General features: G+C 41.3%; 17 protein-coding genes. 5 read left to right on the top strand and 12 right to left on the bottom strand.

Annotated features, from left to right (window positions below; genetic code table 11):
* Positions 1-11: 11 nt before the first annotated feature.
* Genes H5162_RS00465 through H5162_RS00475 form a run of 3 tightly spaced genes read right to left on the bottom strand, consistent with a single transcriptional unit; the run spans position 12 to position 4,806 of the window.
* The gene (locus tag H5162_RS00465; RefSeq protein WP_182732406.1) at positions 12-809 is read right to left on the bottom strand and encodes a DUF6671 family protein; all 798 of its coding nucleotides are present in this window, start codon (positions 807-809) and stop codon (positions 12-14) included.
* A gap of 5 nt (positions 810-814) precedes the next feature.
* Positions 815-3,238, bottom strand: a complete 2,424-nt coding sequence (locus H5162_RS00470; RefSeq protein WP_182777306.1) for a YbcC family protein — start codon at positions 3,236-3,238, stop codon at positions 815-817.
* Positions 3,235-4,806, bottom strand: a complete 1,572-nt coding sequence (locus tag H5162_RS00475; protein ID WP_182760106.1) for an NADH-quinone oxidoreductase subunit L — start codon at positions 4,804-4,806, stop codon at positions 3,235-3,237. Before H5162_RS00475 ends, H5162_RS00470 begins: the two co-directional genes overlap by 4 nt.
* A 285-nt stretch (positions 4,807-5,091) precedes the next feature.
* Between H5162_RS00475 and H5162_RS00480 the strand changes: the two genes are divergently transcribed.
* From H5162_RS00480 to H5162_RS00490, 3 genes are all read left to right on the top strand, one after another.
* The gene (locus H5162_RS00480; protein ID WP_182732409.1) at positions 5,092-5,970 is read left to right on the top strand and encodes a LysR family transcriptional regulator; all 879 of its coding nucleotides are present in this window, start codon (positions 5,092-5,094) and stop codon (positions 5,968-5,970) included.
* A gap of 122 nt (positions 5,971-6,092) precedes the next feature.
* Positions 6,093-6,551 (top strand): thioredoxin, encoded by a 459-nt coding sequence (locus H5162_RS00485; protein ID WP_182732410.1) that lies wholly within the window; start codon positions 6,093-6,095, stop codon positions 6,549-6,551.
* 84 nt (positions 6,552-6,635) lie between these two features.
* Positions 6,636-7,100, top strand: coding sequence for a mechanosensitive ion channel family protein (locus tag H5162_RS00490; RefSeq protein ID WP_182777307.1), 465 nt, complete (start codon positions 6,636-6,638; stop codon positions 7,098-7,100).
* A gap of 35 nt (positions 7,101-7,135) precedes the next feature.
* Here H5162_RS00490 and H5162_RS00495 read toward each other — a convergent pair whose 3' ends face one another.
* Entirely contained in the window at positions 7,136-7,468 is a 333-nt protein-coding gene (locus H5162_RS00495; protein WP_182777308.1) for a hypothetical protein, read from the bottom strand.
* Between the two features lie 172 nt (positions 7,469-7,640).
* Positions 7,641-8,372: a winged helix-turn-helix domain-containing protein gene (locus tag H5162_RS00500; protein WP_182777309.1), complete on the bottom strand. Its 732-nt coding sequence runs from the start codon at positions 8,370-8,372 to the stop codon at positions 7,641-7,643.
* A gap of 137 nt (positions 8,373-8,509) precedes the next feature.
* On the opposite strand from H5162_RS00500, the gene H5162_RS00505 reads away from it, so the two are divergent.
* Positions 8,510-9,103: a DUF4202 domain-containing protein gene (locus tag H5162_RS00505; RefSeq protein WP_182760110.1), complete on the top strand. Its 594-nt coding sequence runs from the start codon at positions 8,510-8,512 to the stop codon at positions 9,101-9,103.
* A 41-nt stretch (positions 9,104-9,144) separates the two neighbouring features.
* A complete protein-coding gene (locus tag H5162_RS00510; RefSeq protein ID WP_182777310.1) occupies positions 9,145-9,651 on the top strand; it encodes a zf-TFIIB domain-containing protein in 507 nt (168 codons plus the stop codon).
* A 14-nt stretch (positions 9,652-9,665) separates the two neighbouring features.
* Here the strand turns inward: H5162_RS00510 and H5162_RS00515 are convergent, their stop codons facing one another.
* The 7 genes from H5162_RS00515 to ispG all read right to left on the bottom strand — a co-directional run bounded on the left by H5162_RS00515 (position 9,666) and on the right by ispG (position 16,466).
* Positions 9,666-9,902 (bottom strand): hypothetical protein, encoded by a 237-nt coding sequence (locus tag H5162_RS00515; protein WP_182760112.1) that lies wholly within the window; start codon positions 9,900-9,902, stop codon positions 9,666-9,668.
* Positions 9,903-10,008: 106 nt separating this feature from the next.
* Positions 10,009-10,389: a VOC family protein gene (locus tag H5162_RS00520; RefSeq protein WP_182777311.1), complete on the bottom strand. Its 381-nt coding sequence runs from the start codon at positions 10,387-10,389 to the stop codon at positions 10,009-10,011.
* Positions 10,390-10,546: 157 nt separating this feature from the next.
* Entirely contained in the window at positions 10,547-12,013 is a 1,467-nt protein-coding gene (gene der / locus H5162_RS00525; RefSeq protein ID WP_145239710.1) for a ribosome biogenesis GTPase Der, read from the bottom strand.
* Positions 12,014-12,105: 92 nt separating this feature from the next.
* The gene (gene bamB / locus H5162_RS00530; protein ID WP_182757529.1) at positions 12,106-13,284 is read right to left on the bottom strand and encodes an outer membrane protein assembly factor BamB; all 1,179 of its coding nucleotides are present in this window, start codon (positions 13,282-13,284) and stop codon (positions 12,106-12,108) included.
* Positions 13,285-13,293: 9 nt separating this feature from the next.
* Positions 13,294-13,914, bottom strand: coding sequence for a tetratricopeptide repeat protein (locus H5162_RS00535; RefSeq protein WP_145239705.1), 621 nt, complete (start codon positions 13,912-13,914; stop codon positions 13,294-13,296).
* A 16-nt stretch (positions 13,915-13,930) separates the two neighbouring features.
* Complete coding sequence (hisS, locus tag H5162_RS00540; RefSeq protein WP_145239702.1) at positions 13,931-15,211, bottom strand: histidine--tRNA ligase; 1,281 nt, start codon at positions 15,209-15,211, stop codon at positions 13,931-13,933.
* A 136-nt stretch (positions 15,212-15,347) separates the two neighbouring features.
* Positions 15,348-16,466 carry a flavodoxin-dependent (E)-4-hydroxy-3-methylbut-2-enyl-diphosphate synthase gene (ispG, locus tag H5162_RS00545; RefSeq protein WP_145239699.1) on the bottom strand — a complete coding sequence of 373 codons (1,119 nt, stop codon included), beginning with the start codon at positions 16,464-16,466 and terminating at the stop codon, positions 15,348-15,350.
* Between the last annotated feature and the right edge of the window lie 4 nt (positions 16,467-16,470).

The raw sequence follows: 16,470 nt of genomic DNA on the forward strand, positions 1-16,470 counted from the left end.
TAGTGTTAGTCTCATGGGTTACAAATTTGACAATAAGTTGGATCAGCCAACGCGTTGTTGCTTGGAACAACACAGCTATGTTGGCAATGATCACAAGCGATTAGATGATGCTTAACTTGCTTGGTTGGTAATGAACATTGGCTACAAATTAGCCCGGCTATTGCCTTTTTAATCACAAAATTAGCTGCCTTACACTGGGGGCAAAATGACGTTAAGCGTCTTGCTAAATCTTTCGCTGCGTTTGCGATCATAGTTTGCCGTTCAGGGCTATGCATGGCTCTTAAATCGGGGATAATTTTCCCCGAAGATGGTAAATGATAAGTAAACCTTGCTAGCAATTCATCTAGGCTTAGGCCTTTTTCAAGCGTATGCGGCAATGTTAATATCCAATGTTGCTGTTCAAACTTGGCTAGCTTTTCGGCTATTGTTTGTGCGGTTGTATGATGTTCAATGGGTAAGCTAATGGGTGAAAATGGCCCAGCAGCATGGCCATAAATAGCTGTGTTTGTATCACGCTGATACAGGCAAAGTAATTCAGTATTGAAGTTAACTAAGCCAAAATAAGGACCACCACCAAAACTTCCTTCGCTGCCTAAGCCAAATGCAGCATTACTGTATTCACACGCTTGTTTTGCTTTAGTTAATGCTGCTTGTTCAGGTGAGCATGTACGAGCAATTTCACCACTAAAGGTGCCCAATGAATCGGTATCAAATGCGTCAGACTCTCTAATCTGATAGCCTAAAGGCTCAAGATAAGGAGCAATCCAGCGTGATTTTTGATGCTTAGTCGCAAGAACGATGTGTGGCATTGTTGTTAACCTTCATTGGCATGAATACAGTTATGCCACCTTCCTTTAAAAAAGCGCTCGATTTCATTGTTATCACCCCACCGAAATAAGCTTAGCCAGTCGTTATCTACCAGGTTTTTGATCATGCTATGTTTTTCATATATCGATGCAATTGTCTGTTGTGGAGCGGCAATATAGACGCTTAATCTTAGTGGTTCATGCATCCATTTTTCACCATTATGTAATGATTGCATAGCAAGGCCAATGCGCAAATCACCGCCATTACCTTCAAAGATGCCTATATTTCCTCCCACTGCATTATGCAGTACTTTGTTACCACTACCATATTTAAAGTTATCTGTGACCGAGATATTGTATTGGGTATTAATCCAGTTGGTGACGATCATCGGTGCAGTCATAATGAGCTCTAATAAACTAAAATCAGTATCATGTTGCCACTGGTAATCATGTAAAAAGCTGCGGCCTTGTAGATCCACCTCGCGAGTCCAGCTTCGCGGAGCAACAATAAATGCGGCATTATTAGCTAACCCCCACTCAGGACGAACTTGTGACCAGTCATTTGCTCGCTGCTGATAGGCTTTGTTTATTTCTTGGTGTGACTTCAATGCTAGGCTTGGTTCGATATGCTGTATTCTTTCGCGCTGAGCTTGTTGAGTCGCCGCTGATAACCATTGCTTAGTTGTGTCGTTCAGTGGTTCATCAAAAATTGTAATGTGGTCGGTTGTGGTGTTGTGTAGCGCGGCAACAAATTGGCAGTTTGTGGGGACAGTGGATCCGCGTTTTTTTAATGCTTGGCGAACCTGCTGATCATTTAGTAATGACGCTAACACACGCACATTAACTTCGCCTGTTTGTCCTCCGCAGGCTCCGCAATCAAGGCCAGCTGCATGTAAATTATTGGTAGTATGGCTACCGTGACCGACCAACAATATAGTCTCAGCATAGTGTTCTATCGCCATGGCATTTAATACCGTATATGCAAGTTCTGCTTTATCTTGAACATTAAGTTGCTGATCATTTTTGTTTAATTGCCATTGCTCGTTATGGCTTGACTGTATGCCATCACGGCTTGCTAAAAAAGTATTTTTTAGCAGTTTAAACGCGTATAACCAACCCGCGGATTCAACCATTGAAAACGCAGCTGGTGCGGCTTTAGACCAGCTCTGCCAAGCCGCTGTAAGCTTTCGCTTTGATAACGTTTTATTGTTTGTATGTTGTTCACTGACCTGAATTATCGGTTTTAATAACCCAGGAAGTTGTGGCCGCTTAAGGGCACTAGAATGGGCTTGGTATTCAATAGGCAGGCCAAAAAAGCCTGCAAAGCCGAATGTTTCAATGGTTTGGCTTTGTGATTCTAATGCTCGGCGCATCACTTCTGAGCGAACATCAATACAAAATATAGCCTGTAATTGTGTCTTAGTAACGGTTTTTTTATCAGCATTAATGAGCTTTTGTTGCAGTGTTTGTTGATAATTTAGTTCTGCTGCTTTAGCCCACACCCATATTGGACGCTGAGCAATTTTATGGTTATTTAAACGCTCGGATATTTGTGCTTTTTCTTGCTGCCATTGACTGCTTAACAACGCATAACTTGGCTTATCATGGTCCTTAAGGTAACGCCAAATAACTAAATCCCACGCCATACGTATCGCTAATAATTGGTACATTTCATCGTGGGGCTGTTGATATAAGTCCCCTTGCCAACGTAAATACGCCAGCCACGAAGCCCAGCCATTAATATCGAGTAACAGGGCATGGGCATAATACTCTAAGCAGTCCTCGTCAATTCCTAACGTATTGATTGTTTCTACAATTAATTGGTCAGCTGAGTCAGGTAACTGAGCAAAATAGCTGTTGAGGTGTTTTTCATCCATGATGATACTAACCCCTTTGTCTGCTTTGATCACTGTTAACCAATGATGGTAGAGATCACTGACTTGAGAAATATCGTTACGATGTAGCATAGGGCCAAGCTGTTGATAATGTGCCGCACAAAATTGACTGATTTGATGAATAATTTCATCGTGCCAAGCCATCTTATGTGGATCTCGTTGAGTATCAAGCAAGTCAGAAATGTTATGCCAGTGCATCAGTGGTAAATCAATTTTCAGTGACTCTTTTAGCTGTTCAAGTGTTAAAACAACTCCTAATATATGGGTTGCATCACGTAAGTTTTCATCGGTGATTGCTTGTTGTTGATATTTTGCTTGATAATAAGCTTTAGGCATTTGTAGTTTGGCATTGGTCAATACGCTTATGCGAGCACTGACTTGCTCGATGGGCATATCGCGCATGTGCCAAAAGGGATTCACAGCAATCATTTGATCAAGTGGCCAACTGGGTGCAATGTAGCCACATACTTTTGCTAATATCGCTTTTTCTGTATTGTTAAGTGCTTGCTCAGTGTTACAGGAGGTAGCGGTATTCATAATTGTGACTCCTTTGCAATAAACGTCTGGTTGTGGTGCTTCGTATTTGTTTGCTTATCAACGGGAAGGCGAATAGGCCAAAGTTTTAAGGTTAACCGAGTGAACCATTCATCAAGATACAGCCCTGCAAATAACATGGTTGAGAGTGCTTTTACTTTAGGGTGTTGGCTTTGATTGCGAAGAAAGTAACTTAATGCCATTAATGTTGTAATCAGTACGATAGCCCAGATATCAGCGATGCTAAATGCCGCTTCACGCCATGCTGTGGTATCGACAGCTAAGCCAAATAGTGTTTTTAATCCGACGTAGCTTAAGGTCGCAATAAGAGCGATAAAAGTGATGGGTATTAGCATACTCCTCCCTGCAATACCGTGCTTTGTAGCAATCAGTATTGTGAGTGCTAATGTTAGTAGTAACCAAACACTGATAGCGCCACTGTAACCACTGATAAACCATGCCGAAGAAACAATAACTGTTGAAATAATCATGCCTCTGAGCCAATCAGCTAATGAGGGAGTATGTTTTGGTGCATGACGGCGATTAATATCTTCATTAATTGCGTTACCTGCATTTAAAAATGCGTATGCTTTATACATAGAATGTGTCACTAGATGCATGAGCGCCAGTTCGAAAAGTCCTAATGCACATTCTAAGAGCATTAAACCCATTTGTGCGCTGGTTGACCATGCGAGTCGAACTTTAACACTGACCCGAGTCGTCATGACTAAGGCGCTAATTACAGTGGTTAACCCTGCTACGACCAGCACTAACCACTGGGCAATTGTTGCTTGCATAAACAGTGGCGCAAATAAAATTAATAAAAAACCACCTAGGTTAATCACCCCTGCATGTAAAAGCGCACTGACAGGAGTTGGCGCTTCAACAACTTGGATAAGCCAACCATGTAACGGAAGCTGTGCGCACTTGATCAGCGCAGCCAGTGCAATAAGACTGCCTGCGAGTTGTTCACTCAATGTTAGCTCGGCGGTATTATTTATGTAGGCCGCAGTGATCTCAGTGATCAACCAGGTATCGTGTACGTTATATAGCAGTGCAAAAGCGATGAACAAACATGTTTCAGCTAAACGGGCGACAATGAATTTTTTATGTGCGGCCAGTGCTGCACGTGGCCTGTTAGGATAAAACATTAATAACTTGTGTAGCGCGAGACTAATTGATAGCCAGCCCAGCCAAAATAGAATTAAATGATTACTTAATACAACCAGAGTAACAGCCGATAAAGTCGTCAATAACCATCGCCAAAAGTAATTAATACGTGGCTCACCAGCCATATAGTTTTGACAAAACCTTACCAAGCAAATGCCGATAAACACGATTAGCGCCAGCATAATGATTCGAGTGGTTGTGAAAGAAAGGGCTGATATTAACGACAGGGAGAAAGTAGTCTGAGCAGTTAACGCACCTATAAGTAACAGAGCATTTGCGATTAGTACATAAAAGATGGCCTTGCCATTATTGGCCGTGGTTTTGTTACCGATAATGTAAGCCGTTAGCAGCATGCTAAGGGGGATAGCCAACATTAACAGTGAAATAATTAACTCACTCATTTACTGCTCCTTTTAATTGATGCAATTAGGGGCTGTTTATTTTTCGAGGTTACTTTTGCAGCCGTATGTTTAACTTTTAGGCAAGGCAGAACCTATCTCGTGTGGTTATTCCCCATAAATAGGTGATAACGCAGCGTAAATGCCAAACACCCGCTGCCCGAAGGATTCTGCCCAGATAGAACAAATTTCAATCCTGAAAGGTCAACAGGACCTAGTATGACAAAGTTGAAAGGCGAAAAAAAATAGATATAATCTATCTAAACGTTCTATTTAAGTTAACTATTCATGAGCCGACTTAATTATCATCATCTTTATTATTTTTGGCGAGTCGCGTTGCTAGGTAATCTAACGCAAGCTGCTAAAGAGCTGCATATTTCGCAATCGGCTCTATCAACCCAAATAAAGCAACTTGAGCACACGATTAACGTTAATTTGTTTGAGCGAAAAGGCCGAAGCTTAGAGCTTACAGATATGGGTAAACGTGTATTAGCCTATGCCAACGACATTTTTAGCACTGGTGAAGAGTTATCTTCGTTTTTGAGCAAAGGTGCAATTGCTGAAAAACAACACCTTTCTATTGGAGTCTTAAATACGCTATCGCGAAATTTTATTGAAGAATTTATCAATCCATTGTTAAGCTCTTCCTCGGTCACTTTTTCTTTAACCGCACGGCGTATGGATGGTTTGCTAAATGGTTTGGCGGAGCATGAATTAGATTTAGTACTGACAAATAAACCCGTAGGAACAGAGCATCATAATGAGTTATGGCAAAGCCAGTTAGTTTCGCGTCAACCGTTGGCTATCGTAGGGCCTGCTGATGGTAAAATCAGTAGTGAGTTTCCAATTGGCTATGAAAACGCACAATGGGTATTACCCAGTAAAACGTCGGCAATAAGGGACTCATTTAATGCATTGTGTGCTCGCTGGCAATACAAACCAGAAATTAAAGCAGAAGCCGATGATATGGCGATGCTGCGATTACTGGCACGTGATAGTGGGGCATTATCGGTATTACCATCGGTGGTCGTAAAAGATGAAATAGAGCAAGGGGTATTAATTGAGTACCAGCGCTTACCTGATGCTTACGAGCATTTTTATGCCATTACAGCACAGCGTAAATTTGTTCCCGATAGTTTAAAGCAATTACTCGCAGTAAAGTGCTAATATTACTCAAGCATCGTTATGCTGCGTGATTAGGTTTTCAATAACGGTATCTTAGTTGCTAATTTATCCACATCTCTGAAAATTTAGTCAATTTTTAAGTGCTCAATCAATAAGAGAAAAGTATGTTGAAACAGGTTGTAATGATAGGGTTTTTGTTGCTATGCAGTGTTAGTTTTGCCGCACAAGAGCCTTTAGTCGGGCAGATCAGTGCTGCTAATTTATTAAAAAATTACAACGGCTTCGAGCAGCAGTACGATAGTTTTAAACCGTCTCAACACGAATTAAATACAATCAAGAAACTAGCTGGTAAAGATATACTAGTGCTGTTTGGTACTTGGTGCCATGACAGCGAACGTGAAGTACCAAGATTGTTAAAGCTGATTAAGCAATCTCAGTTAACATTAAAAAGTTTAAAATTAGTGGCGGTAGGATTCGATAAGCAAGATGATAAAGGCATTGCAAAAGCACATCAGTTAAAGTACACCGCGACAATTATAGTAAAAGAGGGTGATATAGAACTTGCCCGCATGATTGAAAAGCCCAAGCATTCATTAGCAGTTGATCTCACTCAGTTTAACTAATTTAGACACAGCTTTGCTCAATGAATTAATCTTTTAGTAAATCTATTAACTAAAGAGCTGGTTTATTTAATATGGCGCTTATCTATGAATGAAAAAATTATTGCTGCTATTTTGGTATTTGTTGGCTGTATTGTTTTAAGTTTAGTTTTTCACTTGGCACTGAAGAAGGTTGAACGTCGTTTTGATGGCCATGCCGCGGAATCGTTTCGTTTAATTTCAAACTCACAAAAAGCGATTTTGATTTTTATTGGCACTATATTAGCGCTCTCTAAGCTTGATTTTGATGTAACTGGTTTAGTCGCTGGCTTGGGTTTAACAGGGTTTGCGTTAGGGTTTGCGCTTAAAGATGCAATTTCAAATCTCGTTGCAGGGATAATGGTTGTGCTTTATCGGCCTATTAAGTTGGGTGATAACATCGAGGTCGCCAGCTGTAAAGGTGTCGTGGTCGATTTAAACCTCAGATATATTACTTTACAGACCGATGGCTGTCGTCATTTAGTACCTAATTCGTTAATCCTGAGTAATAAAGTCACAATAAATAACCCGTAGCGGTTTCATTATTATTACTCCGCTACGGGCGCCCTTTAACCTTTTTGCTTTTGGGTTGAACGAGCTACTTGCGCAATTAAATAAACAAATAAAGTGCCCGGAAACCCAAGTACAAACGTGGCAACTTTATAGCCATTTGCCACATTTTGTTTTGGGTAAAAGTAGGCAAAGAGCACATTCATTATTATCCAAAAGATCAGTGCTATAGATGGGACAGGCACATTAGTTGCGGTTGATAAATCACAGTGTCCTACTTGTAAACTAAATGCCAATTGTTCACCCAGTATCATACACTGCTCATTTAGGCTCAGTAATACACTACAAATAACTAAAATTAAAACGACGCTGATCAGAATTAATTGTTTCATGGTTTTTCCTTTTTAAGTTTGTAAGTTTGAATAGGGCGCTTTGCACCTGACCAATTCAAAGTACGTTTAAGTGAGAAAAAGCACGATAACTAAGTCATTCATTAATCATGACTTAGTTATAATCATGGTTATAACTATGATTATAACTAAATGTGTAAAATATAATTTGTTATTATTCAGTGCCTTGTTGTTTAACATCGGCAATAAGCTGATAACCGCGTTTCATAATTGATTTTATATATTTAGGGTTTTTTGTATCAGTATCATCAAACGCTAGACGCAGTTTGCTGATCACCCGGCGCACTGCCGTATCAGTTACTATCTGATTTTGCCAAATATTGCTGTGTAATTCCTCTAAGCTAACAATGCGCGGTTGTTGCTCAATTAAATAGCTTAAAACTTGTAAGCACTTGGGCTCTAAAATGGTGCTGTGTTGGCCATTACACAAACTGTGTTCTGTTTGATTAAATTGAAATTGACCGATGAATAATTGTGGTAATGCTGCCGATGTTTGCGCTGATGCAGTTGTTGGTGGTAACGCTGTGGTTGTGTCTGCAGTGGGTATCGCCGGTTTATTGCGTTCGCGTAACGTTTCTACTCCTTTATTAATACCCAGTCCTAGGTAGGTCACCCCTAGCACAAGTGGGCTTAATGGAAGCGCTAAAATGAAAAGCACACACTTCACGACAAGGTGACATCGCGGCGCTAATATTAGCTGAGCGAAAGCCGTGTTTATTAATAGCCATATTAGCAGGTAAAGAGTAACGGGCACATCCTTTGCGTTATCTTCACTGCACGAGCCAATACGAACCCCTTCAACGAAATATGCAAGGTCAAAACAGGTGGCATCAGCGTTAAAACTAAAACCAAAAAAGAGTAGCAAAGTTATAAGGGCGTATAGCATAAAAGTCCTTTTATTATTATGAGAGCATTTTTGGCTAATTGTATCAAGTTAGGTTTGCTTTTGTCTTTCTTTCAACTAGCTAATTACTATTGAGCTGATTAAAATAGCTTATAAATTTAATTGTAGTGGCTACCCAAATGTTTGAGCATGTAATAGCGTTAATTGATGAAGCAAACAGCCAAGATCCAAATCAAGAACATTTCGCAGATACGGTTTGGCCTAAAGAGCGTTTATATTCAGAGCGTATGACGCAGATGTTAAACCGTTTTAAACCTGATGCAGATGAGCTAATGCATATTGCTGTGAGAGCACAGCACATAAAGCGTTGGTGTTCGCCGCGTAGTGATTTCCCTATGGATAAGCAAGGCTATCATCAGTGGCGCAGTGCGTTGTATGTTTTTCACGCGTCAATGGTTGTTGAGTTAATGCAACAAGCTGGTTATTCTGACGAAGATCAGCAGCGTGTCTATGATGCTGTTGCTAAAAAACAAATCAAGCGTAACCTTGATAGCCAATTGGTGGAAGATATCGCAAGTCTGGTGTTTATTGAGCATTATATGTTGGCATTTGCGCAAACAAAACCAGATTATGATGAGCAAAAATGGATCGGTATTTTACAACGTACGTGGCAAAAAATGTCAACTGAGGCACATGACTTTGTGTTGGCGGGTAATATTACTTTACCAGCGCCGTTAGTACCGCTAATTGAAAAGGCGCTTGCACCGAGTTAATATCTCACTGCGATGAGTAATAAAATGCAAAGGAGCTGGATATGCGCTGCCCAAGGACAAATATAGAACTCACTAAACTAATGGTCGGGGGGATCGAGGTTTTCTCATCCGCCAATGGTGGGGTATTTTTTGATAATCGCCAGATTTTTAATTTTAGTGATCCATCTTTAAAAAGAGCGCTGGTGCTTGCTGAGCACTTGGCTGCTTTACCTGACACAGACGTTGATTTAACGGCACGAATTAATTGCCCTAAGTGCCCGAGTATCGTGATGATGCGGCGCTTTTTTACACCTCTTCATTTGGTCGAAATTGATGAGTGCCCAAGTTGTGCGGGTATTTGGCTAGATCCAAAAGAACTTAATAAAATTCACGACAATCACTTAACAGCGAAAGAAAAACAATTACTAGTGAACCAGCAAGCCAATAATCATGGTTTTATACATTTTGAAATACCGACTAATCGATTTAGCCAGCGAGGTATTAAGAAAAACCACAACAAAAATACCGAGAGTTTAGTTGAAATCGCTTTAGCTTCGTTTTTGGACTAACTCTGCAGAGCAACTTAGTCTTGATTAAGTTGCTGTTTTACGTTTTGTACTTTCGCTAAAGTTTGCTTATCAACAACCACAGGCAATACCAATTCTATATTTTCTAATGTGGCGATGACTTGTGTTTTCAACTGTGTCTGCTGTTCAATTTGCATAACTTTTAGTGTTTCAGTGGTTTGCAGTTTGATTTGTTCAGTCACTAGCGCTTCAGTTGGGCTTAGTAGCATCAATGTTAGTAGTAATGTATTCATATTAATCTCCTTATTTAAATTACCGCTAAGATAAGGAAATTAGATGACAGTTGCGTGTGGCTTATATTGCTACAAAGTTAAACTTTAATGCTGTTTTGATGAAGGGCTAGGCTTGTACTAAGCAGATCAAAGTACCTTCAATGGCTCGTACGTAGGCATAATATTGAGTTTCTCTATAGCTAGGGGGGCAAAGGGGCTCTGCGCCAGCAAGCACTGCTTTATCATAACTTTCACTGAGATTAGTACAGCTAAAGCGCAGCTCAAAACCTAGCGCTGGTTGCTTTGGGTGAGCGCGTATATAACCTTGTTTAAAATGGGCTTGAGCAGATGGGTGATTCGCAAAAGCAATTTTTATATCGCCTGTGGCAAGCTCACCATATTCGGCATCATCGCTGAGGGCATCGGTGCCAAAACCAAACGCTTGATAATAAAAGTCTAAGGTTTCTTCAACATTATCAACATAGATAACCTGATTAATTAATTCCATTGATGACTCTATTTAAGTTTACATCTTTTAAATAAAGCACAGTTTCCTGAGATTTGCGACATCAGGTAAAACTAAACACTTAAATTTGTTTATAAAAAAACCTTGTAAGGGTGTGCCCAACAAGGTTCAATTTTTCAGCTTTCAGCTTTCAGCTATATCATTTATTGCGGTTTTCTTTACTAAATGCGCGGATCTTACGTTTTTGCGAAAGAGTCACTTTATTAGTACGTCCTGCAAATGGGTTATCACCTTCTCTAAATTCGATTTTGATAGGCGTGCCCATAATTTTTAATGCTTTACGATAGTAGTTCATTAGGTAGCGTTTATAGCTATCTGGTAAATCATGTACTTGGTTACCGTGAATTACGATACGTGGTGGGTTATAACCACCCGCGTGCGCGTATTTAAGCTTAACACGGCGACCACGAACCAGTGGCGGCTGGTGATCAGCTTGTGCCATATCCATGATACGGCGCAGCATAGCAGTGCTAATACGCTTAGTTGCTGATTCATAAGCTTCGTCAATTGACTCAAACAAATGACCAACACCTGTACCATGTAAAGCTGAGATAAAGTGTAAGCGTGCAAAGTCAATAAAGCCTAAGCGACGGTCAAGCTCCGATTTAATACGATCTTTCACGTAATCATCAAGGCCATCCCATTTATTCACAGCAATAACCAGTGAGCGGCCAGAATTTAAGGCAAAACCAAGTAAGCTTAAATCTTGATCCGAAATGCCAGCGCGGGCATCTACAACCAATAGCACCACGTTACAATCTTCGATTGCTTGGAGGGTTTTGATCACTGAGAATTTCTCAACCACATCACTGACTTTTTTGCGTTTACGTACACCAGCGGTGTCGATCAACACGTATTCTTTTTCGTTACGAGTCATTGGAATATAAATAGAATCGCGGGTTGTGCCCGGCATATCATAAACAATAACGCGTTCTTCACCTAATATACGGTTAGTCAGTGTTGACTTACCTACGTTAGGACGACCGATAATAGCAAGTTTTACTGGCTTATCTGCAAATGCTTCATGCGCTGTAGAATCTTCATCATCTTCAGAGTATAAATCGATTAACTCGTCGTCATCGCCTTTACCATCATCATTTTGCGCACTCAGCTCTGCAAGCAAAGGCTGTAAGGTGTGTTCAAGTAACAAGGTAATACCTCGGCCATGAGCGGCTGCAATATGATGTACTTCGCCCAGTGACAATTGGTAAAACTCAGCACAATTTGAGTCAGCATCAATACCATCAGTTTTATTGGCAACAACAAAGCTTTTCTTTTCTTGTTTACGTAAATGGTTGGCAATAGCTTGATCAGCTACTGTCATACCTACGCGTGCATCAACTAAGAATAATACGATGTCGGCTTCTTCAATCGCCAGTAGCGATTGATCAGCCATTTCGATTTCGATGCCTTCTTCAGAGCCATCAATACCGCCCGTGTCTACCACGATAAATTCATAGCCATCGTAATTAGCTTGGCCATATTTTCGATCTCGCGTTAAGCCTGGAAAATCGGCAACGAGTGCATCACGCGTACGTGTTAAACGGTTAAATAATGTGGATTTGCCCACATTGGGTCGCCCAACTAGAGCGATCACGGGAAGCATAAACTACCTCTTAAAAAAACAACAAAAGGCTTCGCATAGCGAAGCCTTAAAAAAATAAATTAACTATTAATAACTTATAGTTATTTAGCAAATTAGTCCGGTATTTTTACCGCACTAACTTCACCATCTCGGGTGTATAAAATCAGTTTGTCGTCAGCAACAATTGGCTCAATAAAAAAGCCTGAACTGTCGAAGTCTTCACGCGATACAAGTTCGCCTGATTCTTTATTCAGCCAATGTAGATTACCTTCTTGGTCACCCATGGCTAAGTAATTTCCTGCTACCGCAGGCCCTGTTAAGTACCAACCACGAAGGGCTGGCTGACTCCAGCGTTCAATGCCAGAGGTTTTATCTAATCCATAAACAACACCATTACTATCTACTACGTAAATAGTTTGGGTATCCATGGCAATTTCACGGTAACTGCTGTATTCGCGTTTCCAGACAACATTACCAGAGCGAATATCTACAGCTGCTAAGTTACCATTATAGGCAATAGCATACGCATAAGGACCACTGATCAGAGGTTGTGTATCAACATCGACTAAACGTTCGAATTCTGATGCGCCTTTTGCTGTAGCAATTTCAGCACTCCACGCAGAGTAACCACTATCAGAGATAAGTACACTTAACTTGCCTGTTTCAAGGCCAACTAATACACCGCCGTTAGCAACGGTCGGAGAGCTTTGTCCGCGTAGGGTTAATGCGGGTACTTCTTGCTCATGGCTCCAACGCTCTTCACCGGTATCAGGGTGAAGGGCTAATAATTTACCTGAGCCTAGGTTAACATATATAAGGCCATCACCGGCAGCTGGTTTTGATAACACTTCACCGGGAACTTTTTTGCGCCAAACAACATCACCCGTTTCACGGTCAAGGGCAACTAAATAACCATGCTCAGAGCCGATAAAAATTTTACCATAAGCTTGTAAAATACCACCGGATAATTTTGCACTAATGTCGCTTTGCCATGGCCAAAAGGTCAAATTTTCGCGAACATCCGTCTCCCAAAGAGTATTACCGTTTTCAAGCGATAGCGCTTCGACTTTACCAGCGCGGCTTGCTACAAAAACACGGTCTTTATATACCGCCGGTGTTAGCCGAGAAAAGTAATGTTCAACACCGTCACCAATGCTTTCTTGCCAAATTACTTTGGTTTCAAACTGATTAACGATTTCAGGCAATACCAGTTCGTCTTCGTCATCGCTTGATGAACAACCGACTAAGGTTGCCATACATAGCGCTATGGTTGCCGCTGTTAATTTTTTCATGGTAACCCCTTACGCCGTTGGGCTAGTTACTGCTAAGTCATCAAGTTTGATTTGCAATAATGGGTTATTCTCCAGACCGCCCGCATCTGCAGCAGTCTGATAAGCGGTGCGAGCTTGATTTGCATCGCCTTGAGCTGTGTATATATCACCTTTAAGCTCAGCGACTGTTGCAGTGAATGAATCTGCAAGTTTAGCGTTAAGCGTTGTTAAAGCTTGGTCGTATTGCTGCTGTGCTATTTGCACGCGAGCTAAACGGGTGGTCGCCGTTGCTTTTAAATCTGCATTGGTAACATTATTCATTATCCAGCTGAGCTTTTCACTGGCTACATCAAGTTGACCTTTTTCTACGGCTTCTTTAGCAGCAACAAAGGCTGCAAGTGCGCTGTAGTTAGTATCTTTGTGCTCTGCGATAAATGTATCTGCCGAACCTAATACTTCGCCACCTTCAACCAGCTGAGTATATGCATCAGAGGCACTTTCAGCAGTTGTAATTTGATTTTGGTTATATGCTTTCCAGCCATAAAGGCCACCTAAACCAAGCACTACACCTAGCGCCAGTGATACACCATTTTCACGAAAAAAACGTTTGATCGCTTCAGCTTGTTGTTCTTCTGTTGAATAAATATCCATTACTACCTCGTCTTTTTTAGCTGTTTATTAGCTCAGCTAAAAGCGTTTTAATTTGTTCTAATTCTAAGGTGACCTGTTCTTTACGCTCACGTAAATACTTAACTGTCACTACGCCTTGTTCTAATTCATCTTCGCCGATAATCAGTGCAACGAGTGCATCGCTTTTATCTGCGCGTTTAAGTTGTTTCTTAAAGTTACCGCCACCGGCATGGACCATGATACGTAAGCCAGGTACTTCAGCACGTAATTTAGCTGCGATAATAGGGGCTTGAATGCTGGCTTTGTCGCCCATCGCTGCCAAATATACATCAGCGTTGCGACGAATGTCACCAACACATTCCAATGCTTGTAACATTAACACTAAACGTTCCAGACCCATAGCAAAGCCCACAGCTGGCGTTGCTTTGCCACCTAATTGCTCAACTAAGCCATCATAACGGCCACCTGCACATACAGTACCTTGTGAGCCGAGGCTATCTGTAACCCACTCAAAAACAGTGCGGTTATAGTAATCAAGGCCACGGACTAACTTTTCATTAACCGTGTATATGACGCCTGCGGCGTCTAAACGTTCACATAAATTTTCAAAATGTTCTTTTGATTCAGCATCTAAGTGTTCAGACAGTTTTGGTGCATCAACTAAAACCGCTTGTACATCAGGGTTTTTGCTATCTAGCACGCGCAGTGGGTTGCTGTACATACGACGTTTTGAGTCTTCGTCTAGTGCATCAATATGTTGCTCAAGATATGCCACAAGTGCATCACGGTATTGCGCACGAGCTTCGTTTGAACCTAAAGAATTAAGCTCTAAACGAACATGTTCGCTGATGCCAAATTGTTGCCATAATTGCGCCGTCAGTAAAATCACTTCAGCGTCAATATCAGCGCTGGCAATACCAAAGGTTTCTAAACCAAATTGGTGAAACTGACGATAGCGACCTTTTTGCGGACGTTCATGACGAAACATTGGGCCCATATACCAAAGGCGTTGCTCTTGGTTATACAGTAAGCCGTTTTGATTACCAGCACGTACACATACAGCTGTACCTTCAGGACGAAGTGTTAAGCTGTCGCCATTATTGTCGGCGAAGGTGTACATTTCTTTTTCAACGATATCGGTGACTTCACCAATTGAGCGTTTAAAAAGATCGGTTGATTCTACAATTGGAAAACGAATTTCTTGATAACCGAACGATGCTACTGTCTCGCGTAAGATGTTTTCTACTTTCTGCCAAACTTGGGTATCGCCCGGCAGACAATCGTTCATTCCACGTATTGCCTGAATTTGTTTTGCCACTGCTAAATCCTAAAAACTGTTTTTTGCGTAATAAAAGATGACTACACAACAAGAATGCTAAAAATTGACCCGTCATTATAGCGTTCTAGCTATAAAGGTAAACGGCAAACGGCTTTGTTTGCCGACTATATTGTATTTATTCGACGATTTTAATGTCGATAGGGGTCTGTTTTTCTTTTTGTGCGATAAAGTCGCGTACATAGCCTTCGAGTTGATCAACAATATTGTTGTTATCAATTCGGGCTTTTTGACGTTCGCCATTAATATAAAGGCCCGAGCGACGGTTTGCACCAGCTAAACCAATATCACTCACTAACGCTTCGCCAGGGCCATTGACCACACAACCAATAACCGATACTGATACCGGTTCGATGATATCTTCCAAACGCTCTTCAAGTTGGTTCATGGTACTAACCACATCAAACTCTTGACGTGAACAGCTCGGACAGGCAATAAAGTTAATCCCGCGAGAGCGAATGCGCAGTGATTTTAAAATATCAAAACCGACTTTGATCTCTTGCACTGGATCAGCCGCCAAAGATACTCGCAGTGTATCGCCGATACCTTCGGCAAGTAACATACCTAAGCCTACAGCTGATTTCACTGAACCTGAACGCATACCGCCTGCTTCTGTGATCCCCAAGTGCAGAGGTTGGTCGATTTCTTTAGCAAGTAAGCGATATGCTCCCACAGCTAAAAACACATCAGAAGCTTTTACTGATATTTTAAATTGATCAAAATCTAAACGGCGCAAAATATTCACATGGCGCATGGCTGATTCAAGTAACGCTTCAGGCGTTGGTTCGCCGTACTTTTCTTGTAAATCACGCTCTAATGAGCCGCCATTAACACCAATACGAATTGGAATGTTGTGCTCACGGGCAGCATCGACTACCGCGCGAATACGCTCTTCACTGCCAATGTTGCCAGGATTAATACGTAAACAATCAACACCATACTTTGCTACTTGCAAAGCAATACGATAATCAAAGTGAATATCTGCAACCAGTGGAATGGTGACTTGTTCTTTTATGCTTCTAAATGCTTCGGCGGCATCCATAGTCGGCACGGAAACACGCACTATATCGGCGCCGGCATCTTGAATAGCTTGAATTTGTGCAACAGTTGCATCAACATCCATGGTATCGGTGTTGGTCATTGATTGCACGGCAATAGGGGCGCCATCACCGATCGGTACGTTACCCACATTGATGCGGGTAGATTTTCTGCGTTTAATGGGAGATTCTGAAAACATAGTG

The sequence above is a fragment of the Pseudoalteromonas sp. SR41-8 genome (assembly GCF_014163915.1).
Lineage (GTDB): Bacteria > Pseudomonadota > Gammaproteobacteria > Enterobacterales > Alteromonadaceae > Pseudoalteromonas > Pseudoalteromonas rhizosphaerae.